Annotated in this window: 23 protein-coding genes and 1 tRNA gene; 13 read left to right on the forward strand and 11 right to left on the reverse strand. The window is 60.2% G+C overall.

Features of this window, described 5'->3' with window-relative positions:
* The first annotated feature begins 146 nt into the window (after positions 1–146).
* Together FJD34_RS25460 and FJD34_RS25465 are read left to right on the forward strand one after the other, a co-directional pair.
* The gene (locus FJD34_RS25460) at positions 147–821 is read left to right on the forward strand and encodes a response regulator transcription factor (protein ID WP_032860821.1); all 675 of its coding nucleotides are present in this window, start codon (positions 147–149) and stop codon (positions 819–821) included.
* Entirely contained in the window at positions 814–2,169 is a 1,356-nt protein-coding gene (locus FJD34_RS25465; protein WP_090290977.1) for a sensor histidine kinase, read from the forward strand. The genes FJD34_RS25460 and FJD34_RS25465 overlap by 8 nt, the downstream gene beginning before the upstream one ends.
* A gap of 40 nt (positions 2,170–2,209) precedes the next feature.
* On the opposite strand, the gene FJD34_RS25470 is transcribed toward FJD34_RS25465, so the two are convergent.
* Positions 2,210–2,296: transfer RNA gene (locus FJD34_RS25470), tRNA-Leu, on the reverse strand.
* A gap of 414 nt (positions 2,297–2,710) precedes the next feature.
* Between FJD34_RS25470 and FJD34_RS25475 the strand changes: the two genes are divergently transcribed.
* The 4 genes from FJD34_RS25475 (at position 2,711) to FJD34_RS25490 (ending at position 5,591) form a co-directional block, all read left to right on the forward strand.
* Complete coding sequence (locus tag FJD34_RS25475; protein ID WP_162276354.1) at positions 2,711–3,898, forward strand: NAD(P)/FAD-dependent oxidoreductase; 1,188 nt, start codon at positions 2,711–2,713, stop codon at positions 3,896–3,898.
* Between the two features lie 27 nt (positions 3,899–3,925).
* Positions 3,926–4,300 (forward strand): DUF1641 domain-containing protein, encoded by a 375-nt coding sequence (locus tag FJD34_RS25480; RefSeq protein ID WP_065942279.1) that lies wholly within the window; start codon positions 3,926–3,928, stop codon positions 4,298–4,300.
* A 21-nt stretch (positions 4,301–4,321) separates the two neighbouring features.
* Positions 4,322–5,140, forward strand: coding sequence for a methyltransferase domain-containing protein (locus FJD34_RS25485; protein ID WP_090290978.1), 819 nt, complete (start codon positions 4,322–4,324; stop codon positions 5,138–5,140).
* A 97-nt stretch (positions 5,141–5,237) separates the two neighbouring features.
* On the forward strand, positions 5,238–5,591 hold the full coding sequence (locus FJD34_RS25490) for a hypothetical protein (protein WP_032860772.1): 354 nt from the start codon (positions 5,238–5,240) through the stop codon (positions 5,589–5,591).
* A 282-nt stretch (positions 5,592–5,873) separates the two neighbouring features.
* Here the strand turns inward: FJD34_RS25490 and FJD34_RS25500 are convergent, their stop codons facing one another.
* Both FJD34_RS25500 and FJD34_RS25505 read right to left on the reverse strand, forming a co-directional pair.
* Positions 5,874–6,485 (reverse strand): TetR/AcrR family transcriptional regulator, encoded by a 612-nt coding sequence (locus FJD34_RS25500; RefSeq protein WP_032860771.1) that lies wholly within the window; start codon positions 6,483–6,485, stop codon positions 5,874–5,876.
* A gap of 16 nt (positions 6,486–6,501) precedes the next feature.
* The gene (locus FJD34_RS25505; protein ID WP_090290979.1) at positions 6,502–7,722 is read right to left on the reverse strand and encodes a multidrug effflux MFS transporter; all 1,221 of its coding nucleotides are present in this window, start codon (positions 7,720–7,722) and stop codon (positions 6,502–6,504) included.
* A gap of 273 nt (positions 7,723–7,995) precedes the next feature.
* Here FJD34_RS25505 and FJD34_RS25510 point away from each other — a divergent pair, with 273 nt between their 5' ends.
* The 4 genes from FJD34_RS25510 (at position 7,996) to FJD34_RS25525 (ending at position 11,666) form a co-directional block, all read left to right on the forward strand.
* Positions 7,996–9,207 (forward strand): EAL domain-containing response regulator, encoded by a 1,212-nt coding sequence (locus FJD34_RS25510; protein WP_065942276.1) that lies wholly within the window; start codon positions 7,996–7,998, stop codon positions 9,205–9,207.
* A 57-nt stretch (positions 9,208–9,264) separates the two neighbouring features.
* Positions 9,265–9,744, forward strand: a complete 480-nt coding sequence (locus FJD34_RS25515) for a VOC family protein (protein WP_090290980.1) — start codon at positions 9,265–9,267, stop codon at positions 9,742–9,744.
* Between the two features lie 55 nt (positions 9,745–9,799).
* Entirely contained in the window at positions 9,800–10,372 is a 573-nt protein-coding gene (locus tag FJD34_RS25520; protein WP_032860767.1) for a nucleotidyltransferase family protein, read from the forward strand.
* Between the two features lie 166 nt (positions 10,373–10,538).
* Positions 10,539–11,666 (forward strand): GGDEF domain-containing protein, encoded by a 1,128-nt coding sequence (locus tag FJD34_RS25525; protein ID WP_032860766.1) that lies wholly within the window; start codon positions 10,539–10,541, stop codon positions 11,664–11,666.
* Between the two features lie 114 nt (positions 11,667–11,780).
* Here the strand turns inward: FJD34_RS25525 and FJD34_RS25535 are convergent, their stop codons facing one another.
* The 6 genes from FJD34_RS25535 to FJD34_RS25560 form a co-directional block, all read right to left on the reverse strand.
* Entirely contained in the window at positions 11,781–13,967 is a 2,187-nt protein-coding gene (locus tag FJD34_RS25535; protein ID WP_090290981.1) for a response regulator, read from the reverse strand.
* A gap of 85 nt (positions 13,968–14,052) precedes the next feature.
* On the reverse strand, positions 14,053–14,904 hold the full coding sequence (locus FJD34_RS25540) for a CAP domain-containing protein (protein WP_032860764.1): 852 nt from the start codon (positions 14,902–14,904) through the stop codon (positions 14,053–14,055).
* A gap of 80 nt (positions 14,905–14,984) precedes the next feature.
* On the reverse strand, positions 14,985–16,313 hold the full coding sequence (locus FJD34_RS25545) for an MFS transporter (RefSeq protein ID WP_090290982.1): 1,329 nt from the start codon (positions 16,311–16,313) through the stop codon (positions 14,985–14,987).
* Between the two features lie 172 nt (positions 16,314–16,485).
* The gene (gene lhgO / locus FJD34_RS25550; RefSeq protein WP_090290983.1) at positions 16,486–17,679 is read right to left on the reverse strand and encodes an L-2-hydroxyglutarate oxidase; all 1,194 of its coding nucleotides are present in this window, start codon (positions 17,677–17,679) and stop codon (positions 16,486–16,488) included.
* Between the two features lie 112 nt (positions 17,680–17,791).
* Positions 17,792–18,502: a FadR/GntR family transcriptional regulator gene (locus tag FJD34_RS25555; protein WP_090290984.1), complete on the reverse strand. Its 711-nt coding sequence runs from the start codon at positions 18,500–18,502 to the stop codon at positions 17,792–17,794.
* Positions 18,503–18,556: 54 nt separating this feature from the next.
* Positions 18,557–19,777 carry an MFS transporter gene (locus FJD34_RS25560; RefSeq protein WP_090290985.1) on the reverse strand — a complete coding sequence of 407 codons (1,221 nt, stop codon included), beginning with the start codon at positions 19,775–19,777 and terminating at the stop codon, positions 18,557–18,559.
* A 124-nt stretch (positions 19,778–19,901) separates the two neighbouring features.
* Here FJD34_RS25560 and FJD34_RS25565 point away from each other — a divergent pair, with 124 nt between their 5' ends.
* The 3 genes from FJD34_RS25565 (at position 19,902) to FJD34_RS25575 (ending at position 21,926) form a co-directional block, all read left to right on the forward strand.
* The gene (locus tag FJD34_RS25565; protein ID WP_082445615.1) at positions 19,902–20,810 is read left to right on the forward strand and encodes a LysR family transcriptional regulator; all 909 of its coding nucleotides are present in this window, start codon (positions 19,902–19,904) and stop codon (positions 20,808–20,810) included.
* Between the two features lie 27 nt (positions 20,811–20,837).
* Positions 20,838–21,518 carry a GNAT family N-acetyltransferase gene (locus FJD34_RS25570; RefSeq protein ID WP_032860756.1) on the forward strand — a complete coding sequence of 227 codons (681 nt, stop codon included), beginning with the start codon at positions 20,838–20,840 and terminating at the stop codon, positions 21,516–21,518.
* A gap of 186 nt (positions 21,519–21,704) precedes the next feature.
* Positions 21,705–21,926, forward strand: coding sequence for a hypothetical protein (locus FJD34_RS25575; protein ID WP_032860755.1), 222 nt, complete (start codon positions 21,705–21,707; stop codon positions 21,924–21,926).
* Between the two features lie 43 nt (positions 21,927–21,969).
* Here FJD34_RS25575 and FJD34_RS25580 read toward each other — a convergent pair whose 3' ends face one another.
* Complete coding sequence (locus FJD34_RS25580) at positions 21,970–22,359, reverse strand: hypothetical protein (RefSeq protein WP_090290986.1); 390 nt, start codon at positions 22,357–22,359, stop codon at positions 21,970–21,972.
* A gap of 32 nt (positions 22,360–22,391) precedes the next feature.
* Complete coding sequence (gene aroA, locus FJD34_RS25585; protein ID WP_032860753.1) at positions 22,392–23,648, reverse strand: 3-phosphoshikimate 1-carboxyvinyltransferase; 1,257 nt, start codon at positions 23,646–23,648, stop codon at positions 22,392–22,394.
* Between the last annotated feature and the right edge of the window lie 58 nt (positions 23,649–23,706).

Raw genomic sequence — 23,706 nt, forward strand, 5'->3', positions numbered from 1 at the left:
AAGGTTCATGACGGTGATGACCCATGGATAGGAAGCGCCCAGCCTAGACAGTGCCGGGTTAACGCCAGGTAAACATCCACGGAAAATCGCTCGACTTCCGATATCCTTCAAACCTCTGCGCAACCTGTGCCCGAGGGGGCTTTCCCGTGCATATTCACCTGCTGCTGGTCGAGGACAACCTTGATCTGGCCACTACCGTCATCGAGTACCTGGAGATCAGTGGCATGGTCTGCGACCACGTCAGCAATGGCCAGGCCGGTCTTAACCTGGCACTCGCCCATCATTACGACGTCATTCTCCTGGACATCATGTTGCCGCGCCTCGACGGCCAGCAAGTGTGCGAGCGCTTACGCCAGCAAGGCAGCCAGACGCCCATCCTGATGCTCACTTCACTGGACGCTCTCTCGGACAAGCTCGCCAGCTTTGCAGCCGGCGCCGACGATTACCTGGTCAAGCCCTTCGAGCTGGCCGAGCTGGTGGCCAGGATCCGTGCCCTGAGCATGCGCCGCAGCAGCCAGACCAGTCGCTTGCAGGTAGACGACCTGGTGATGGAACTGACCACCCGCAAAGTCAGCCGCGCCGGGCAGGAGCTGCATTTGTCGCCCATCTGCTGGACCTTGCTGGAATACCTGATGCGTGCCAGCCCTGAACCGGTCCCCAGGGAGCGCTTGGAAACCACCATCTGGGGTGACGAGCCACCGGACAGCAATACGCTCAAAGTCCACATGCATCGGCTGCGCAAGGCGGTAGACAAACCCTTCAACCGGCCGTTGATCCACACCCTGCCTGGGGTCGGTATTCAGGTCAAACCCCATGCGTAACGGCCTGAGCCTGAAGTGGGTGATCAGTGGCAGCTTCCTGTTCCTGATTGCTGTGGTGTTACTGATCTACAGCCAGTTGCTGCCGCTATACACCGTGCGCGGCCTGCTCTACACCGCCAGCGCGATGATGGAAGAAGAGGCGCAGTATTTCGTCAGGCACTACAAGAAGGATCCAACCACGCCACCACCGCACAACTACTTCTTTAAGTCGGTTATCGGTAAGGAAGCCTTGCCGGCAAGCGTGCGGGAGATGCTCAAGGCACCGCCGAGCATGTCCTTCGGCGCGGTTCAGGTCTTCGGTGATATCGACTCCGATGACGAAGACGCTGAAGTCCGGGCGGTCCTCTCCCAGCCTCTGGGCGACGGCAAGACCCTTTACATGTATGACATCGACCATGATCACGAAGAGGGTGGCGAGGTGGAGACGCCGCTGTCCGATGCCTACTTTGACCAGGTGCTGCAGGGCGTCACGTTCATCAGCCTGGCAGTGTTCGTGCCGGCGCTGATCATCATCGCCCTGTTGGTCTGGTGGCTGGTACGGCCGCTGGGACGCCTGGCCCAATGGTCCAGCACGCTGAAAAACCCGGACGCAATGGCCGGCGAGCGCCCTGATTTCAGCTTCAAGGAGTTCAATACGCTGGCCGACGCCCTGGCCCAGAGTGTTGAGCAAGTGCAGGCCGCCAGCCAGCGCGAAGGCCGCCTGTTGCGCTACACCAGCCATGAACTGCGAACTCCGCTGGCGGTGCTAAAGGCCAATATAGAACTGTTGACCCTGCAGTCTGGTGGTGTCCTGCCACCCCCCCTGCAACGTATTGAGCGCTCGGTACTGAACATGCAGCTTATCGCTGAGACCTTGCTGTGGATGAGCCGCGAGAGTCCCGAACCCTTGCCGGAGGAAGACATTGACCTGAGTGCGTTGGTGGGTGAGTTGATTGACAAACATCGCTACCTGATCGGCAACCGGGATATCGAACTGCTTGTCGACATCCACAGCGAGCCCTGCCGATTACCTCCCACAGCATGCCGCATCGTGATCGGTAACTTCCTGCGTAACGCACTGCAATACGCGGAAGAAGGCCAGGTAGAAATCAACTTCACCTACCCCCGGTTGCTGATTGCCAATCACATCAGGGAAGCCAAGCCGGGGGAGGAATCCAGCGATTTCGGCTACGGCCTGGGGTTGCAGTTGATGCGCCAGTTATGTGCAAAATTGGGTTGGAAGATTGATGTGATACTTGAGCAGCAACGTTTTACGGTTGCTCTCGATTTTACTAACTTGCGGGACGACGAAGGGGCGGGGGAAGACAATTGCGGAACAGGTAAGAAAATTGCGAAGCAGAAAAGATAAGGGCCTGCATGAAGTTCATCATGCAAGCCCTTGATATCTATGGTGCCCGAACCCGGAATCGAACCGGGACGCCCTTACGAGCGGGGGATTTTAAGTCCCATGCGTCTACCAGTTTCGCCATTCGGGCGGCAGCGCGATGAAGCAACTCAAGAAGCTTTGCCTGGCAAAGTGCTTGAGCGGTGCAGCAGGCTAGGGAATATATAGATCCAGGCACGTTGGTGCAAGTTTGCGAGCGGTCTTTTTCTGATTGGTTACGTGCGCCAGCGTAGAAAAAAATCCCACCATATCAGTGATCTACATTTGCCAAGGAGGAGCATGCGACTCGGTAGCGCATCGCTGCACAGTCCTTGGGACCGATGATTGGAAAACCATGCACGGCCCGTATTTCGTACCCGTTGGCTGTCTATTTCACCTACTTGACGCTTGCAGGAACCCTATTCGCGATGATCGCTGCAACCGTTATTGCCTTTTAGTCCTGCCTCCACGTGGTTATTTACTAAGGTCCCTTATAGGAGTTCCAACCATGCATGGAGGCAGTGCGGTGATCCGGATAATGATCGTTGGCGGTGGTCTTGGTGGGACCATGGTCGCCAATCAGTTAGTGGCAAAGCTGTATCCCGAAATCGTCAGGGCCAAGGTGAAAGTCAGCCTGCTCTCAAACTCGGCGGAGCACTTTTACAAGCCTGCCTTCATGTACGTGGCGTTTAACCAGTTCTTTGAAGAAGAACTCAAGCGCTCGGAGCGTTCTTTGTTGCGGCCGGAGATCGACTTTCAGGTCGATGAAGTGACCCGCTTCGATTTCCCCGGGCAGACCCTGCATACCCGCAGCGGCCAACGCCACGGCTATGATTACCTGGTGATCGCCACGGGCTGTGTACCCGCGCCGGAACGGATTGAAGGGCTGAAGGAGGCCGGGGATCATTTCTACCAATACGAGCCTGCACGACAGTTGGCCCAGCGTCTGGGCACCATAAAACGCGGGCGGATTTTCATTACCGTTTCTTTCCCCCAAACCCCGAATGTTCCTCATCAATGTGGGATTGCCCCCGTTGAAACCACCCTGATGCTGGATGATTTTCTGCGTCGTCGCGGCGTTCGCGACAAGGTGGAGATCGTCTACACCTATCCCACGACGGCGCAGTTGATGCGCAACTGTTTGTTCTTGCAGCGACCTACAGGCGAAATTCTGCCTGGCCTGTTTGAACAGCGTGGCATCCACTTTCAGCGAGGTTTTACTCTCGACAAGGTCGATCCCGATCAACGCATTGCCTATTCCGCAGAGGGTGATGCCCAGCCGTTCGATATCTTGATGGCGACCCCGCCGATACGAGCGGTGGATGTCGTAATAGCGTCGGGCGTATCCCAGGCGCAAGGCAATGAGGGATGGCTACCCACTCATCACGAGACCCTGCAAGTCTACGGTCTGGAAAATGTGTATGTGATAGGCGATACCGTCGACTTGCCCGTCAGCAAAGCAGGAGGCGCTTGCCATAACCAGGCACCGGTTATTGCAAACAATATTGCAGGTGAAATTCGCCATGGTTCTGCCGATGCAATCTACGACGGGCGTGTCCAGGCCGTGGCTCAAATGGGGCTGAACGCGGGTATGCCCCTCTGGTACGACTATACGCACGATGTGTTGCCGACCCCACCGAACAAGTTGGCAGGCTTGCTGCGAAATGGATTTAACCGCGGTCTTTACTGGGCTGTGGCTCGCGGAATGCTTTGACTCAATACAAAGGAAGGAGTCTTTGTCATGGACGCAATACCCTCTGACGGTGCCCAGGCGGGCGCTACGCCTGATCTGGCGATACACGAAATCGTGCAAAAACTTCAACCTTTGCTCGATAGCGGCCGGCTGGACAACCTGATCGACCTGCTCTCAATTGCTTCTGACATCGTCGATCTGCTGGATTGCGCAATGGTGGAAAAGCTCGCAACGCTGTTTGAGCAAACCACCAGCGTGAGTTGGGAGCTGGGCAACGCAGTGCGTATGGCCAAGTCGCAAACCCAGGCCCTGGAACATCCCGATAGCCTCTATGGCTTGCTGACCCTACTTCGCGAACCGGACACCCGGCGGGGCGTAGGTCTGATTCTGAGAACGCTGAACGTCATTGGACGACAACTGTGACACGACCTGGAGGTCCACCTCATGATCGCCGATTCCCCACTGGCACAAAATGCCAGTACCCAATGGGACCCCGCGTCCTACCTGAAGTTTGCCCGCCTGCGAGAACGTCCTGTTGTTGAGCTTCTTGAGCGCATCCACCTTGAGCGGCCGCACTGTATCTACGACCTGGGCTGTGGCACCGGTATTGCCACCCAGTTGTTGGCCAAGCGCTGGCCAGACGCTGAACTGACCGGCGTCGACAGTTCTGCCGAAATGCTTGCTGAGGCGAAATGCCTGCCAATCAAGGCTCTGTGGCAGCGCCGTGATCTGCAAGGCTGGCACGCCGAGCAACCTGCGGATCTGCTGCTGGCTGCTGCAGTGTTGCATTTTATTGATGGGCATCATGAGCTGTTACCCCGGCTGTTGCGACAGCTCAACCCCGGCGGTTGTTTTGCAGCCCATATGCCCAATTGGCGCGACGCACACTGGTATCGCTTGATGCTCGATACCCTGGAAGATGCGGGGCCCGGAGGCGTGCCATTGGGTACTCTCCAATTGCGCCAGGCAATGTCGACTCGCCCAGTGCTATCGCTGGATTGCTACTACCGTTTGCTGGCTCCCATGAGCCACGAATTGGATATCTGGGAGACTGAATATCTGCAAGTTGTCCAAGGCCAATCGCCGATTTTTGACTGGGTCAAGGTCTCGGCCCTGCGCCCTGTATTGCTGGCTCTGAATGATCAAGACCGGGCGAGGTTTATCTATCACTACCTTGAGCGAGTGCGCCAAGTGTACCCGCCGGAACCAGATGGCCTGACATTGTTCCCGTTCAAACGGATCTTCATTGTGGCGCGGGTCTGACTGCGGACTAACGACATGCCGATGGATGCGATCGCTTACTCAGGGGTATGGCATTATGCGATCATTGAGGTTTGGAACCATCGAATAGGGAAATGGCATGCGCGTCATCACGGTGAGAACCAAAACGGAACTTGAATCTGCCAAGAATGCCGGGTACGAGCAGATCACGGTAGAAGGTGAGCTTGCGAACAAGCTCAAATCGTCGAAGAAGATTGCGGTAGCGGGGACGATCACGATTGGACTGCTGACCGCGGCACTGGCGGCTGTGCCTTTTACCGGTGGGCTCTCCATGGCGGCGGCTGTGCCCATCGCCACCCTGACAGGGTTGGAGATCGCGGCCATTATTGCAGCTGCCACTTTGGGCCTGGGGCTGATCATTGCCCTGTTCAAAGGGTATGAGGAAATCTCCTTTGAGGCCGGAAAGATGGTCCTGAAAAAGAAACAGTCATGAGCGCTTTTGTCGACGGGCCGCCGTATTTCTTCCGCTGCAAGAAGTGCGAGCATCGTTTCACCCGTGCAGTGCGGTTGGGGCTGTTGTGCCCCCAATGTCATTCGATACGGATTGAACGAGACAGGCTGATGAGCAAGTAAACCACTGGCTCACTGTAGGAGCGAGCTTGCTCGCGAAAAACTTGAGAACGCTGCGCTTACCCTGTAAGCACGCGTTATCGTTGACGTCCTTCGCGAGCAAGCTCGCTCCTACAGTGGTATTACGCGAAGGCCGGTCAGGTGTTTATCCGCGCAATCGCCGAATGATCTCCTCGTAACCAACCGCCCGCGACAGTTGTTGCAGCGCCTCAAGGCGACGTGCATAGGCCTGTGCATTACCGTAGGTCAGCTCTACATGCAGGCTGTCGATCATCACCAGGTAGGCCTCGGCCAGAACCTCGCTGGCCTGTTCGTCTATGCCTGGATAGGCTTTGAGCAACCCCTTCTGGAAATGGCTGCGGATCGTGGTCATGTAATCATCGAACCCGGACATGACCACGCCCCTCAGCGGCGCCGGAGGGTAAAATGCGGCCCTCAACAAGAACCGCAGGGATTCATTGGCGCTGTAGCGGCGTTGCAGGTTGTCGATATAGACCTCGCCGGGGGCCTTGACCGATCGTGAGTTTTTCGAAAATTGGCTTTGCACGTAGTCGCGCTCGGCCTGCAGTGCAAGTTCGAGTGCGACCACGTAGAGCGCGTCCTTGCTCGCAAAGTGCGCGTACAGCGAGGCCTTTTTGATGCCCGCGCGTACGGCGATGTCGTTCAGCGAGGCGGCGTCGTAACCATGCTCGGCAAATTGATCCAGGGCCAGATACGCGATGCGTTCGGCGGCCGAGGTCAGGGTGTTGGATGTCATGGTGTTGCTCCTCAAATCAGTGCCCGGTCAGGTCAAAGGCTTGGCCTGCCCCCCGGGGAAGGCTGATCGTCGTCAGCAGGCAGGTCAGCAACGCGCTGGCCAACAGCAGTGTTGCCCAGGCCACTGGTCCCTGGGTCAGGGCCAATGCCGAGAGTGGCGTCGCACTGGCGGAAATCGACAGTTGGAACGCGCCCAGCAGTGCAGCGGTGGAGCCCAGCGCGCGTTTTTGCGAGGACATGACAAGCGACATCAACGTGGACTCGGCGATCCCCAAGCCAAACAACGCGACGGCCATGCCCGCCACTATACCGGGCAAGCCCAGTTGGGTCAGGGTGCAAACCACAGCGATTGCCGAGCCTGCGGCCATGCACGACACGCCGATCAGCGAGAGACGGCTCAAGCCAAATCGGCTGACCAGTTTCCCGGCGCTCATCGCCCCGATCAGGATGGCTACACCTGTGACACCGAACAGCATGCCAAAGGCTTGTGGGCTCAAGCCGTAGGTTTGTTGATAGACCAGGGTCGCGCCGCCGATGTAGGCAAACAGAAAGAAGAACACCGCCGCCACGGCGAGGGTCGGGCGCAGAAAGTGCCGGTCCCTGGCAATGGTCAGGTACGTGCGACACGCGGCACCCAGGCGCAAGGGTTCTCTGTGGCGAGAGGCCAGGGTCTCTGGTAGCGACAGCCAACTGTTACTAAGTACCGCCAGGCCAAAAGCGGCGAGCACCAACATCACGGCACGCCAGCCGTAGTGTGTATCGATCACCCCACCCAGTGCCGGGGCGAAGATCGGCGCCACCCCTTCGATGGTCATCAGCAATGCAAAGAGCTTGGTCGCGGCCACACCTTCGCTGACGTCGCGCACCATGCTCATGATCACCACCAGCGTCAGTGCGCTGCCAAGCCCCTGAACAAAGCGCAGGGCGATCAACGTCTCAAGTGTCGGTGCCCACGCAGCGCCCAGTGAACACAAGGTAAACAGCACAAGACCGGCCAGCAGGGGTCGTCGGCGGCCGTACGCGTCGACGATGGGCCCGAAGATCAACTGGCCTGCACCCATAGCCAGGAGGAAGAACGTCAGGGTCAACTGCACACTGGCGAAACTGCTCTGATACTCGCGGGCAATCTCGGGAAGGCTCGACAAGTACATATCGACCGCCGACGGGCCGAGGGCGCCGATCAGTCCCAGGCCAATAGCCAGCCTCAGGGGGGTCCTGTGGGTGGGTTGCGAATTCATACAGTCTCCAACCTAAAAAACATCCTACCGGTCGGTAGGTTTTGTGGATGATAACGACACCTCGGTTAACGGTCAATGTGGGTAACCTCACCGTTTTCTGTAGCTGACACACCGTTATCACGAGCAACCCCACAGTTGAACTGCAGTGTTTTCATCCCGCGTAAGAAGTCAGCAAATCGAGGAGTTTTCGCTTTCCATTTAGGCGTTTTCCTAAATACGCCGGTAGGACGTGTCGTGAGAATGGGCGCACTTCTATCTCATCTGTGATGTGTCATGTCCTTTCTCCCGATTCGTGTTCTGGTCATCGAAGAGCACCCCTTCAAGCAACTCGTTGCCATTCAGGCCTTCAGGGACGCCGGCTGTGACAGCGTGGTGGGCGCGGCCGATGTGAATGCTGCGCTGCAGTTGTTGGAGCACGCGGGGCCAGTGGATATCGTGCTCTGTGCCTTGAACGAGGAGGGCATGCAAGGGCTGACGACGCTCGAAATACTCAGCCGCACCCGCCGGGTCAAGTCGCTCATCATTTGCAGTGCGCTTGCCCCAGACCTGCAAGACGCCATCGACCGTATGGTCGGCATGCTTGGAGCCAGCGTCCTCGGGTATGTCGATGTGCCGGTACGCGCAGGGGCGATCACGCCACTGTTAAGCCGATACCTGGAAACCACCGTCGCTGCCGGGAATGTATCTGCGAAGGCTCGCTACCCGCTTGCCAGCCAGGCGGGCCTGGAACAGGCGATTGCAGGGAATGAACTCAAGGCATTTTTTCAACCCAAGTTCAATTTGGCGACCGGTGAAGTCGACAGCCTTGAAGTACTCGCGCGCTGGGAGCATCCGCAGCACGGCGTGCTATGCCCGGCGGATTTCCTGCCGCAGGTTAGCCAGTTCGGGTTGATGGATGAGCTGTTTTTTGCCCTGCTGGAACAGGCGTTGGCCTTCCTGCAAATAGCGCAGGCGCAGGGGCATGTGCTGTCCCTGGCGTTTAATCTGGAGGCAGAGCAGCTGTCTTGTGAGTCGCTGTTACCGCATCTGTGCAAGGCGCTGGAGCACTACGCGATACCTGCCTCGCGCCTGACTTTCGAGATCACCGAAAGCGGGCTGCTGGAGGTGTCTCCCAGGGTGCTCGAAACCTTGATTCGCCTTCGGATGATGGGCGCCGGTCTGTCCATCGATGACTTTGGTATTGGCTACTCTTCGTTGGAGCGTCTGTGCCAGTTGCCCTTCACCGAAATCAAGCTCGATGCGCGCTTCGTTCGTGACCTTGATAGCAGCCCCCGTAATTGTGCGGTGATCAGCAGCACTCTGGCATTGGCTGAAGCTCTGGATATGGCAGTCGTGGTAGAGGGCGTGGAGTACGAAAGCCAGCGCCAACGCTTGCTCAAATTGGGTTGCCATCAGGGCCAGGGTTATCTCTGCGCGCGGCCCATGAGCGCAACGCGTGCGCTTTCGTGGCTGGAAATGAAGTTGGCGTCACGCAGCACGCTCTGATGTTTTGAAAGTAGGGGCTAGACTGAAGCAGTCAATTGCCTTTTTTGGAGCATCCCGATGAACCACAAAAACACCATCTGCCTCTGGTTCGACGGCGCCGCATTGGAGGCTGCCAACTTCTACGCCCGCACATTCCCGGACAGCACGGTAGAGGCTGTCCATAAAGCCCCGGGCGATTACCCTGCGGGCAAGCAGGGTGATGTCCTGACCGTGGAGTTCACCGTCATGGGCATTGCGTGCCTGGGCCTCAATGGCGGGCCAGGTATCCAGCACAACCAGGCGTTTTCCTTCCAGGTGGCCACCGACGACCAGGCCGAAACAGATCGCCTGTGGCAAGCGATTGTCGGCAACGGCGGAGAGGAGGTTGCCTGTGGCTGGTGTCGGGACAAGTGGGGGCTGTCCTGGCAAATCACCCCGCGCGTGCTGACGGCGGCGATCACCCATCCCGATCCTGCAGCGGCCAAGCGCGCATTCGAGGCGATGATGGGCATGGTGAAAATCGACATCGCGGTCATTGAGGCGGCGCTCAAAGGGTGATGAAATCCTGATATAACGTCGATCCTCAACACGCAACAACGGCAACGGAATGCATATGAAACTGACGCCCCAGAGGCTGGTCGAGCTGGTGATGGCCAACCCCATCAATGCGCAAATGATCGAGCGCTTGCCAGCCCTTGGCCTGGAGCAATGCCTGCTGACCGCCGGCTGCCTGTTCCAGGCTGTATGGAATCATCAGGCCGGATTGACCGCCGACTGGGGAGTGAAGGATTACGACGTGTTCTATTTCGACACGGATGTGTCCTGGGAAGCCGAGAATGAAGTCATTGCGCGCGCCGCCGAGCTTTTCCACGACCTGGGCGTGAATATTGAAGTGAAAAACCAGGCGCGTGTTCACCTGTGGTACCCGCAGCGATTCGGCATGCCTTACCCCCAGTTGCGCTCAGCCAAGGCCGGGGTGGATCGCTACCTGGTGGCGGGTACTTGTATCGCCTTGGCAGCAGACACTGGCGAAATCTATGCGCCCTACGGCCTGGCCGATACCGAACAGGGAATTCTGCGGCTCAACCCCATCACCCCGCAGCCAGGACTGTTCGAACATAAAGCCAGGAGCTATCAGGCTCGTTGGCCATGGCTCAGGATTGAACACACCTCGACCGGGCACTAGGCGCTGGTTTGCCAGCGCTTACCGTACGTGGCTACCCCTACGATAGTGATAATCCAAAGGCTTTAACTCGGGTCTTTGCGCGACATGGGCAGGTGATTTTGCTGTTCCGCCTGCGGCCATGATGCCACAATGCCATTTTGTCGCAGCATTGGATCAGGCAAATCAAATGAATGGCCTTGGGCGTGGGCAGGACCAGGATTTTTTCATCGAAGAGCAGGTGCGTACTGATCGCCTGCATCAGCTGTTTCGCCAATCCTTCTCTGCGGTTTTTGGCAGTTATCTGGCCGCGGGCATGCTGTGCTGGCTGTGCTGGGACCGGCTTGATCCCCGGCTGATGATCGGTTGGCTGGTATTGCTGGCAGGCTCGTCGCTCCTGCGTTTGTCGATGTTTCTCCAGTATTTTCGCAGCCCCCGTAGCGAGCGCACACCGCAACGCTGGGAGCGTCATTATTGGATCACCCTGGTGCTGTCGGCCGGTATCTGGGGCATAGGGGCCTTTGCCGTGATGCCCGCCGATGATCGGTTGACCCAGGCGCTGGTCATGCTCTTTGCCGTGGGCATGTCGGTCAGCGCGGTGTCGTGCTACTCGGCCTACCGCTACATGACCATGGTGTCCATGGCGCTGGTGTTGTTGCCGTGTACCCTGTGGTTGCTGTTTCAACCGTCCAAGATGCAGCTGGGCATGGCGATCGCCGTGCTGGTGTTCTCATCATTTGTGGTGGGCGCCTCGCGTAAATTGTCCGAGGCGCTGGAGACGGCCTTTCGCCTGACCCGTGAAATAGAGCGTGCCCACAGTATTTCAACGCGCGCGGCGCAGACCGACGAACTCACCGGGCTGATGAACCGCCGGGCATTCTTCGATAAAGCCCAGGTGCTGTATGACCAATGCACACGCACCCATCAGCCGCTGTGTGCGCTGATGCTGGATATGGATCACTTCAAGGCCATCAACGACACCTACGGCCACCAGGCCGGGGACCGGGTATTACGGCAGATTGGCCAGGTGATCAGCGCCTCCTTTCGCCAGGCGGATATCCACGGCCGCCTGGGGGGCGAGGAGTTCGCGGTGTTGTTGCCCGATACGACCCTTGAAGTGGCGCGCGACATCGGCGAGCAACTGATCCGCGCCATTGCCGGCTTAAGCATCGACCCGGTGCACGGCTTGAGTGCGAGCCTGGGAGTGGCCTCGACCCATGCCGTGGGTGACGACTTGCAGCACTTGATGAACACCGCCGACAAAGCCCTGTACCGCGCCAAGGCCATGGGGCGCAACCAGGTGGCGGTCGCGTCCTAGCAACCAGCCTTTTGTAGGAGCGAGCTTGCTCGCGAAGAGCGTTAACGATAACGCGTGCTGACGGGATAGGCGCGGTGCTCTTGCGTTTTTCGCGAGCCCGATCGCTCCTGCAAGTCAGTCTTTGCCCATGGCCTTGGCCAGCACCCGTGAGACCTGGTCGGCGGAGTAGGGCTTGGCGAGGAACTCGAAGCCGTCATAGCCGCACTTGGCCAACTCCTCGCTGTAGCCCGAGGTCAGGATCACGGGCAGCTCGGGTCGTCGCCGACGCAACTCCCTGGCCAGCGCCACGCCGCCCATGCCCGGCATTACCACGTCGGAAAACACCCCGTCGAACGCCCGTGCATCCGGGCCGATCATCTCCAGCGCTTCTTCGGCATGGGTGGCCCAGACCGTCTGGTAACCCAGGTCTTGCAGGATCTGGTTGGCGAAGCGGCCCACTTCCAGGTTGTCCTCCACGATCAGGATGCGCCGCCGCACGGCGTCCGGGTCCAGTTCGAGCGGGGCCTGGACGGTGCAGTCCAGGAGCGCCTCGGGCTCCACCTGTGGCAGGTACAAGGTAAACACCGTGCCCTGGCCGAGCACGCTGGCGACATCGACGTTGCCCCCCGATTGCTTGGCGAACCCGAACACCTGCGACAGGCCAAGCCCAGTGCCTTTGCCGACCTCCTTGGTGGTGAAGAACGGCTCGAAGATACGTTCAAAGGTCGCCTTGGCAATCCCGCTGCCCGTGTCCGTCAGGGAGATCGCCACGAAGGGTTTGCCTGAACCACCGTGCCCGCGTATGCACGGCAGCGGCTGGTCTCTTTCAAGGCGCAACACCAGCGTGCCCTGGCCGTCCATCGCATCCCGGGCGTTGAGGGCAATGTTGATCAAGGCGGTTTCAAACTGGCTGGAATCCGCGCAGACGTGACAGGCCCGTTCAGGCAATTCGACGCTGACATGAATCCGCGCGCCAGTAACTGTCTCCAACATGTCGCCGATGTTCTGCACGCGCTGGCCCACGTTGAACACTTGCGGGTTCAGCGGTTGGCGCCGGGCGAAGGCGAGCAATTGGCTGGTCAGTTTGCTGGCGCGTTCTACGGTATCGGACACGGCACTCATGTAGCGCTGGCGGCGTTCTTCGGGCAGGTTGGGCATGCGCAGGAAATCGACCGACGAGCGGATGATGGTCAGCAGGTTATTGAAGTCGTGGGCCACGCCACCGGTCAACTGGCCAATGGCTTCGAGCTTCTGGGACTGGCGCAACGCCGCTTCCGTCTGGTTGAGCAAGGTGGTGCGTTCCATGACCCGTTGCTCCAGGGTCGCATTCAAATCGGCCAGCGCCGACAGGCCTTCGCGCACGATGGCATCGGCGCGTACTCGTTCGATATGGGCCCAGGAGCGTTCTGTGACTTCACCCAGCAGCGCCAGGTCGTAGGACGACCAGCGGCGCGGGACGCGGTCGTGAATGGCCATGAGCGCGGTCAAGCGCCCGGACTTGATCAGCGGCATGCAAATCGTCGCCGTCACGCCAATGGCCTGGAAGGTCGCGGCGTCCTCGGGCGTCAGTTCCGTCAGGTTGTCATTGATGATCAGCGGCTCGCCGGCCTGCAGGCGCTTGACCGCCAATTGGCCGAAGTCGGCCAGGCGATAGTGCCCGACGATGCTGGGCGAACCTTCTGCGGCCCAGTTGCCGCGAATGGTAAAGCCGTCTTCATCGGCTTCCATGTCGGCATAGGCACAGTTGGACAGGTTCAGGTGGGTCGCCAGCACCCGTGTGGTGGCCGCCATGATCGCTGCCGGATCGGTGGCATTGGCCACACCGTTGCCGATCGCATCCAGCACGGCGAGGCGGCGGGCCATGAACACGGCGTTGGTGGTCTCGGTGACGGTATCGAGCATGCCCACGACCTTGCCATGAGGATCGCGGATCGGGCTGTAGCAAAAGGTGAAATAGGCCTGTTCCGGCGCATCACCACGCTCGATGATCAGCGCAAAGTCTTCGATAAACGTGGCCCGGCCTTCGAATGCAGCGTCGGCGATGGGGCTGATCTGGCTCCAGGCTTCCTGCCAGATAGCACTGAAGGGCTGGCCCAGGGTTTCGGACTTGTTGCCGAGGATCGGCAGGAACGCATCGTTATATAAGGTGATCAGCTCAGGCCCCCAGACCACCGCCTGGGGGAAATGCGAAGCAAGACTCAACGAAACGGTGGTCTTGAGTACATCCGGCCATTGATCGATTGGCCCCAGAGGGGTGTTGGCCCAGTCATGGCGGCGAACCCGTTCGGCCATTTCACCGCAATCTTGCAGCCAGTCTGTCATTTGCTGATTACCCTGTTTGTCGCACTTTGCTGTATTTCATCGCAATGCCAAGCAACAGACCCGGACAGCGCGGGCCAGTTCAGCACTATTGCGTGCCTAATAGCGCCGTCCAGTAGATGCCTGCATCGCTCTTGGGATCCAGCCCATAGGCGGCGCCCAATTCGCGAAACTGTGGGTTCATCAGGTTGGCACAGTGACCGGGGCTGGCGAGCCAGCCATCGACCACTTTGCGCGGCGTATCCAGGCCGGCTGCAATGTTTTCACCGATCTGTTGGGCCACATAGCCCGCCAGTTCCGCACGGTCCCCGGGTGTGCGGCCGTCGCGGTCCAGATGGTCGAAGAAGTTGTTGTTGGCCATGTTGCGCGCATGGCTGTCGGCGGCGCCTGCCAACTGAGCGTTCCAGGCCAGCGGTGTAGTCGCGGCGAAGGTCTGCGTGCCACATTGGCGAGGTTGGTTGCGGGCGGCATTGACCATCTCCAGCAACTGCTGGCCGGCAGTCTCGGAGCTGGCCAGGCCGCGACTCAACAGCGGACGGGCGAGGACAATGCGCCAGTCCTGGCCACTGTTGCTGACGCCAATATCGACGAATTGCGGGTCCAGCACCACCCGGCAGAAACTCTCACGCACCGCTTTCATTGCCGATTGCGAGTCGCGAGGACCGGTCAGGCTGATCGCCTGCACATTGACCATGGGGTAGGCCACTTGGGCCAGGGCTTGCTGCAAGTCGCCAACATTGTTGACCGGCAACACCAGGCGCGGGTCGACCGCCAGCGGCGGCAATTCCTGGGAACCCTGGTCGCCGCAGCGCTGCACCTGGCTGCGGTATTGGTTGATCGAGTCGATCAATTGACTCTCTTCGCTCGCCGACGCCGTGGCGCAAAACACCAGACTGGCGGCCAGCGTCGTAACACCTATCATCAATGACAGAACGCGCATGGACGTTTCCCTTGAGCATGAAAGTGCCCATGATGCGCGATGAAGGGGCGCAGATGCACCCCTTGGGCAACATTTTGCCCTCAGTTCTTGAATGCCGAGTGCTTGCGGCCCTGGTCACACAGGGCAAACACCACCACCAACACCGAGGCGATGGCGAGGATGATCACTACGCCGTCCGTCGAGTGGGTGGTCGAGGCGGCCACCATCGACAGGGCCCCCAGCGGCGCCAGGCCCCCGGCGATGGCCGTACCGATCTCACGCCCGGTGCCGAAGCCCGAAGAGCGGGTCTGGGTCGGGAACTGGCGGCTGAGGAACGAGCCCTGTGGGGCGAACATCATCGGCGCGAGGATCCCGGTGCCGATACCAATGGCCAGGTAGATCATCAGGCTTTCACCGGTGTTCAACAGCGCCAGGAACGGGTAGGCGAACAGCAGCGACAACACACCGCCGAGTACCAGCACCGACTTGCTGCTCCACTTGTCACACAGCCAGCCGAAGCACGGCACAGCGACAATGGCCACCAGGCTTGCGATGGTTACCGACAACGAAGTGACATGCACGTCGACACCCTTGAACTGCGTCAGGTAGGCCAGGGAGAAGGTCTTGAAGATGTAGCTCAGGGCGTTGTAGCCAATTGCCACGAAGAACACCACCGCCAGGCCCTTGAGGTCATTCTTGAACAGGGCCTTGAGCGGAGAAACCTTGGCTTTGGCAGGCTCTTTGCTCAACTCCTTGAACTCCGGGGTTTCCGGGATGCTGTTACGCACCCACAGGCCCACACCCACCAGGGCGATGCTGCAGATAAACGGGATGCGCCAGCCGCCTGCCAGGAGGAACTCATTGCCATTGATGGTCAGCAGGTACACGGTCAGCGACGACAACAACAGGCCCAGGTTCAACCCCAGTGCCGGCCAGGCACCCTGGCTGCCACGCTTGCCTTCTGACGCATGCTCGTAGGACGTAACCGCCGCGCCGGACAACTCGGCGCCGGCGCCCAGGCCCTGGATGATGCGGATAAATACCAGAATGATCGGCGCCCAGATGCCAATCGAGGCATAGCTGGGGATCAGGCCGATCAGCGTGGTGCACACGCCCATCATGCAGAAGGTCAACACCAGCACATGTTTACGGCCGAACTTGTCGCCCAGGTAGCCGAATAGAATGCCGCCGAAGGGGCGGGCGATAAAGCCGATGGCGAAGGTGGAGAAGGCCATCAGGGTCGCGGTCTTCGGGTCACTGTTATCAAAGAAGATCTTCGAAAACACAATCGCCGCCATGGTCGCGTAGAGGTAGAAGTCATACCACTCCAGCATCGAACCGAAGATGGTGGCGGCAGCGACCTTGCGCAGGCGTTTCTTGGTTTGTGCCGGGGTTTCCACCGTGGCGGGGTTGTGGGCTTTTGCCGTCATGCTGTACTTCCTTCTCAGTCATTATATTTATTAGGGTGTTGCAAACGCGGTCAACTGTAGGAGCTGTCGAGCCTTGGCGAGGCTGCGATAGCGGTGGGTCAGGCGATATTTTTCTTGCCTGTGCCGCCGTCATCGCAGCCTCGCGGGGCGAGACAGCTCCTACAGGGGGTATTTAGTTGGGGGTGAACATGCGGTCGGCGATCATTTCGCCAATCGGAATGGCAGAGGTGGCCGCCGGTGACGGCGCGTTACACACATGCAACATGCGTGGCGTCTGGGCGAACAGGAAGTCATGTACCAAGGTGCCGTCGCGCATCACCGCCTGGGCGCGGATCCCGGCCTCGTAGGGCAGCAGGTCGTCGATCTCCAGGGATGGGCAATACTTGCGGCATTGCTCCAGGTAGCCGGATTTGAACAACGAATTCTTCATTTCCACGCTGCCGGAGCCGAGGTTCTGCCAGATGGTTTTCCAGAACCCGGGGAAACGCGCGTACTCGGCCACATCCTTCCAGTTGACGGAAAACTTCTTGTAGTTCTCCCGGCCCAGGCCCAGTACGGCATTGGGGCCAACGGTGACGCTACCATCGATCATGCGGGTGAGGTGTACCCCCAGAAACGGCAGTTCAGGGTCAGGGATCGGGTAGATCAAATGGTTGACGATGTTGTTTTTCGACGCCGGCAAGCGGAAGTACTCGCCACGGAACGGGATGATCTGGTGATCGATATCGATTCCGGCCAGGGTCGCCAGGCGATCCGACTGCAGGCCGGCACACACCACCAGGTGCCGCGCCTGCCAGGCGCCGTCGTGGGTGCTGACGGTGACTTTGTCGGTGTCTTCGCTAATCGCGGTCACGGTTTTTTCCAGGCAGATCTCGCCACCATTGCGGCGAATCACCGCGGCCATGGTTTCGCAGACCTGGCGGTAGTCGACGATCCCGGTGGCGTCGAGGAACAGCCCGCCCAGGCCGACGATATTCGGCTCGCGGGCGCGCAGTTGATCCGCGTCCAGGCGCTCGACGTTCATCCCGTTGAGTTGCGAGCGTGCATAGAGCGCTTCCATGCGCTGCACTTCCAGGGCCGTGGAGGCCACCAGCAATTTGCCGCACACCTCGAACTTGATCCCGTGTTCGCGGCAGAATTGTTTGGTGGCCTCGGCGCCGCGCTTGCACAAGTCGGCCTTGAGGCTGCCGGGTGCGTAGTAGATGCCGGCATGGATCACGCCGCTGTTATGGCCGGTCTGGTGCTTGGCCAGCACCGGTTCCTTTTCCAGGATCACCAGTGACGCGTTGGGCTGGCGCTTGAGCAGCTCCATCGCGGTGGCCAGGCCGACAATGCCGCCGCCGATGATGCAAAAGTCATAAATCATGTGTGGGGCTACCTAAATCAATACATTTCAGTCTGCTTATCAGGTTGTCAGACTAATGTTTTTGTTAAAAAAACGACGCGCCCGCAGGCACGCTTCATCGGTATCGGGTCGATCAGTGGGTCGCGGGCAGTTCCAGTTGCAGGCGTTTGGCGGCAGCGCGCAAATGCGCTTCGGCGGCAGCGGCGGCGCCTTGGGGATCTGCGTCGAGGATTGCCTGGTACAGCGCCTGGTGTTCCTGGGTGGCATCCGCCGAGCCGCTGGCAAAGCGCGAGGCTGAGTTCTCCCAGGCGGTCTTGCGCGCGCTGGCCAACTGGTTGCGCAAAAAGTCGTGGAAGGCCACGAAGTATTCGTTTTTGCTGGCGTCGGCGATGGCTCGGTGAAACTCCACGTCGGCGAGGGCGGCGGCTGCAAAGTCTGCGCGCTTGTCGTGCATTTCCTGCAGGGCGCGTTTCATGCGCTGCAGGTCGCCCGCGTCGCGGCGTTGGGCGGCAATGGAGGCTGCCTGGGTTTCGATCCATAGGCGCACTTCAAACATTTGCGCGAGGTCAGGACGTCGGCCGTTCTTTTCCGGAAAGCGGAACACCGTGCCGGCCGGGGTCTGCGAAATGAACGAGCCCAGGCCACGCCGGGCGGTGAGTACGCCATCGGCCTTGAGCTGGGCAATCGCCTCGCGCACCACCGAGCGGCTGACATTCAACTGTTCAGCCAGTTGCTGTTCGGTAGGCAGGCGCGACTCGGGCGCCAGTTGTCCGGAGTCAATCTCGGCCCGTATGGCGCTGACAACACGCACGACGAGGGAATCTGGACGCTGGAGCTCAAGCATGACGAAACCTAGGTGATCAGGTTGTCAGACAATAGCCGTTACGATTTTCCCTTGTCAAGGCGCCGTGCTGGCCTGCAGCGTTTTTACCCGGCGCGCGAAGGCCAGCAGCAGTGCCAGCGCAACCAGCCCCGAGGCCACCCAAAAGGTCATGCGCAACCCGTGGCCCACGGCGATGGGGAGGGCGGAGTGGATATCGCCTGTGCTCCAGGCAAACACCGCGCCCAACGCCCACGCGCCGATGATCAAGCCCAGATTGCGCGACAGGTTCAGCCAGCCGGCAATCACCCCGCGTCGATCCGCCGATACATGACTCATCACCGCGGTGTTGTTGGCCGCCTGGAATTGCGCGTAGCCCAGGGTGAGGATGACCAATGCGCCGATATAACCTGTGATGCCCAGGGGCATCAACGCCAGCACCAGGCAGCCTGCCAGCATGCACAACAGGCCACCAAGCGTCGTGGCATAGCTGCCGCAGCGGTCAGTCAGGCGCCCGGCCGGCATGCCCGCCAGCGCCGCGATACACGGGCCGACGGCCATCGTCAGGCCCATTTGCGCGGGATCGAGTCCCAGGCCATGGCTCAGGTAGAACGGCCCGGCGACCAGGGTGGTCATCATCACGGCCGCCACCAGCGTACTCATGCCCAGCCCGGCGCCCAGGGCCCGGTCATGGAGTGCCGCGAAAACACTGGAACGCCCCGCGGCTGATGTCAGTGGATTGCTGTCGGCCAGTGTGCGGTGTACCAGCACCCACGCCAGGGCGGCCAACGGCAACATGATCAGAAACAGCGCGCGCCAGCCAGATGCCGCGATCAGCGCGCCACCGATGGCCGGCCCCAGGCCGGTGCCCACCGCCGACAGCGTCCCCAGCAAACCCATGACGCGGCCTGTCTGCGCCTTGGGCACGGTGGCCGCGACCAGCGCCATGGTCATTGCCAGCATGATCGCCGCGCCAAACCCTTGCAGCGCCCGCGCCGCGACCAGCATACCGAGGGAGGGCGCGGCACTGCACAGGACGCAAGCCACGGCGAAGAGCATCACCCCCGTCAGCAACAGGCGGCGGTGTCCGAGCCGATCCCCCAGGCGCCCGACGCTCACCAGTACCGCAGTAATCGCCAGCAAATAACTCAGCACCACCCACTGCACCGCTGCAAAAGGTGCAGCAAAGGTCTCGGCCATCTGGGGCAGGCCGACATTGGCAATACTGGTGCCCAGTGAAGCCAGCAACATGCACAACGACAAGCCGGCGAGCGCGCCGCGTGGGGTAGGGGACGTCATGGGCATTCCTCGTTCTGCTCCGTGGTTGTTGCCCGCACTCTACGGCCTCGCCTAACATGGCGGTAGACGCAGTAGTTGCACTCTATATGTGCGTCAAACGCCTGATGAGGATCATCCTGTGTCGCTGCCTGACTTCAACCTGTTGGTCACCCTGGACGTGCTGCTGGCCGAAGGCAGTGTCGCCCGTGCCGCTCAACGCCTGGGCCTGAGCCCGTCGGCCATGAGCCGCGCGCTGGCCCGCTTGCGGGAAACCACCGGCGACCCCTTACTGGTGCGTGCAGGCCGGGGACTGGTACCGACCCCACGCGCCCTGGAGTTGCGCGAGCAGGTCAGCCAACTGGTGCAGGATGCCCAAGTGCTGCTGCGTCCACATCAGGCACTGGACCTCAAGGGCCTGGTGCGCACCTTCGTGCTGCGCACCAGCGAAGGTTTTGTCGAAAGTTTCGGCCCTGCGCTGATCGCCCGTGTCGCCGAAGAAGCACCCGGCGTGCGCCTGCATTTCGTCCATAAATCCGGCCACGATGGCACGCCGCTGCGCGACAGCGGTGTGGATCTGGAAACCGGTGTGGTCGATAGCACGGCCAACCCAGAAGTGCTGACCCAATTGCTGTTTCGCGACCGTTTTATCGGTGTGGTCCGCGCCGGCCACCCACTGAGCCAAGGCCCCATCACCACCGCGCGCTACGCCGCCGGCCGGCATGTCTACGTGTCCCGGCGCGGGCGCGAGCGCGGGCAGATTGACGATGCGCTTGAGGCCTTGCACCTGACGCGAGACGTGGCGACCATCGTCACCGGCTTCTCTACGGCCGTGGCCCTGGCACAAAGGAGCGACCTGATCGCCAGCGTTCCCGAGCGCTATACCAGCGGCCTGCGCGATGGCCTGTGCAGTTTTGCCCTGCCGGTCGAGGTGCCACCGTTCAGCGTGGCAATGCTCTGGCATCCACGCCTGGATGCCGACCTCGCGCATCGTTGGTTGCGCGGTTGTTTGCGCCAGGTCTGTGGCGCAGAACAGGTACAATCCCCACCGCCTTGATACGAAATACCAGGAAACAGGAATTCGATGTTCACCCTTACCCATTACGCCGCCCCATGCCCCGAGCCGGTCAATAGCCAGATCCTGCAGATGGTGGTCGACTACCTGACCGATATCAGCATGGTCGCCATCCCGCCGAGCAACCTGCTGTACAACGTCTACCAGTATGCAATCGGCTACGAAGTGCACCTGTACCTGGAGGCGCTGGGTGGGTCCAAGGGCATTGCGGTCGAGCTGATTGTGGCGACGGATGAGCAGGACCCGGCCAAGGTCATCGGCTTCTTGCTGTACCTGCCGGTCAAGGACGATCCCGAGGCCTGCGGCGTGGCCTACATGGCCGTGCATGCCAGCCACCGCCGGCAGGGCGTGGCACGGGCAATGATGGATGAGATGCTCAGCCGTTACCCCCATGGCGAATTGACCTGCGCCGTGGAAAAAGTCCCGGCGTTCGAGGCCATGGGCTTTCAGGTGCGTGGTGTGCGTGGCACCCAGGTGTTGATGAATACACGTGACTACAGCACCGATGGCCTGATGGGCGTATTGGATGTGGCGTCGATCTATAGCTCGCTGGAAGTGCGGCAGATCCACACTTACCTGCTACAGAAGCACGGCAAGCGCGCGATGATTGACGCCGAGAAACAGCGTGACCGGCATTTCGACCAGATGAGCCGCAAGGCCCAACTGTTTGTGCAGTCCCGGCAGGCGTAGCTGCCTGTTCTTTGAGTACTAGGCGGACGCAGTTGCGTCAGGCGCTGGTTTCGATGGCAACAAACAGAGTGCATCCGGATCCATAGGAACTGTTTTTGTTTCTCGGCCACTAGTGATTACTAGCCCGTACACGCTGCAACAGAGATGCAGCCGAGGCTGGTAAAACTATTGCCAATGGAGAAAAACATGTCTTCGATTTCCGCCAATACCCCAGGAATACTTGCTCCTACCATCGATACCTCACAGAACAAACCCACTGCGTTCGATGCACGGCTGGAGACGTTGGATAATGTTGAAAAACACAAATTAGAAAACGAGCAATCGGCGAACAATAACGAGAGTCAAGGCTCTGACAAAGAACAAAAGTTCACATTTAAAACGCCGGGTGGCGGCACTTATACTTGGTAAGCCATGTATGTGACGCCTGTCACCGGTTTGCCCGGTGACAGGCCTAGTTTTCTCGAAACAAGTCATGGGCATCCAGCAATCGATACGCAATTTCCGGCCGTTTCTCCAGCCCTTTGCGAATCGCCGCCGGAATCGACTGCCGGGTCTTGCGACACAGCCCCGGCAGTTCATCGATCACGATCTGGATCCCGCGCATGCTTTTGACTTCGGTATGCCCTGGGGCGATGTGTACGCCGATGCCCAATTGCTGGTGCATCAGGTGTTGCATGCGCTCCAGGTCCGCCAGGCTTTGCAGGTTCTCCAGGCGGTCGAGCAGTTTCTTTTCTTCCTGGCGGGTCAGTTGCAGGATGCGCTGGTCGGTGCCAGGCACATCCAGCAGTTGTTCGCGCGCGCAGTCACACACGGTAGGTGGGCAGGGTTGGCGAATTGTCATGATCACTCCCTCCCCACGCGGGTGCTGACGGCTTAGTAGGTCAATTGCACGCCCAGGCTGCCCAGGGCGTTCCAGTACTCAGGATAGGTCTTGCCCACGCAGTCGGGGTCCTGAATCCGGATGCCCGAGACTTTCAGGCCTGCCAGCGCAAAGCACATGGCGATGCGGTGGTCGGCATGGGTGTCGATCAGCGCGGTGCAGGCCGTGCCCGCCAACGCGGGGTCGCTGGCCACCAGCAAGTCATCACCGATAATGGTCGCCAGCCCCGGGCGGATTTCGTTGAGGCCGTCATGCAAGGCCTGGACGCGGTCGCATTCCTTGACCCGCAGGTTGGCCAGTTCGGTGAAGCGCACCGGGGTGTTGTTGAACGCTGCCAGCACCGCCAGCGTCGGGATGGCGTCTTGCATCTGCGAGCCGACGACCGTGGCTGGCATCTGCGGGAATTGGGCGATCACCGCCTGGGCCTTGGCATCGGGCTGGGTGAAGTCCTGTGCCGCAACACCGAGGTCAATGCTGCCGCCAGTGAGCACTTCGGCCGCCCACAAGTAGGTGGCCGCGGAGGCGTCGGGTTCGATCAGGTAATCATTGGCGATGTAGCCGGTAGGGGCCACGCGCCAGGTGCTTTCGTTGACCACTTCCACCTGGGCGCCAAACGCGCGCATGCAGTCCAGGGTCAGGTCGACGTAACCACGGGCGCCGATGTCTTTGCCGGTCAACGCCACTTCGATCGGTGCTTCGCCACAGGCGGCAAGCATCAACAGCGCCGAGACGTATTGGCTGGACAGGCCGCCATCGATTTCGAAGCGCTTGGCCTGGACGCGGCCAGTGCCATGCACGGTCACGGGTGGGCAGCCGGTGGGGCTTTCAACCTGGATGCCGTTCTGGTTCAGGGTCGCCAGCAGCGGGCCGATCGGGCGCTTGCGCATGTACTCGTCACCGTCCAGTACCACGGTGCCTTCCACGGTCGCCACGGCGGCCGTGAGAAAACGCATCGCGGTGCCGGCGTTGCCGAGGAACAGTGGTTGTGCCGGCAACTGCAGTTGGCCATGGCCGGTAACGACGAAGGTCACATCATCCGGCTCATCAATGGTCACGCCCATCTGGCGCAAGGCCACGGACATATGCCGGGTGTCATCGCTTTTCAGCGCTCCGCTCAGGCGGCTGGTGCCCTTGGCCAGGGCTGCCAGCAGCAGGGCGCGGTTGGTAATGGATTTGGAGCCGGGAGGCGCTACCTTGCCGTGCAATGGAAAGTTGGGCGGTGTCACGGTCACGGTTTTCTGCGAACTCAAGGTACAAGGCTCCTGATTCAAGGCGCGGTGGCTGGGAGTGGCCGGCTGGCGGAGACGA

Source organism: Pseudomonas brenneri, assembly GCF_007858285.1.
GTDB lineage: Bacteria > Pseudomonadota > Gammaproteobacteria > Pseudomonadales > Pseudomonadaceae > Aquipseudomonas > Aquipseudomonas brenneri.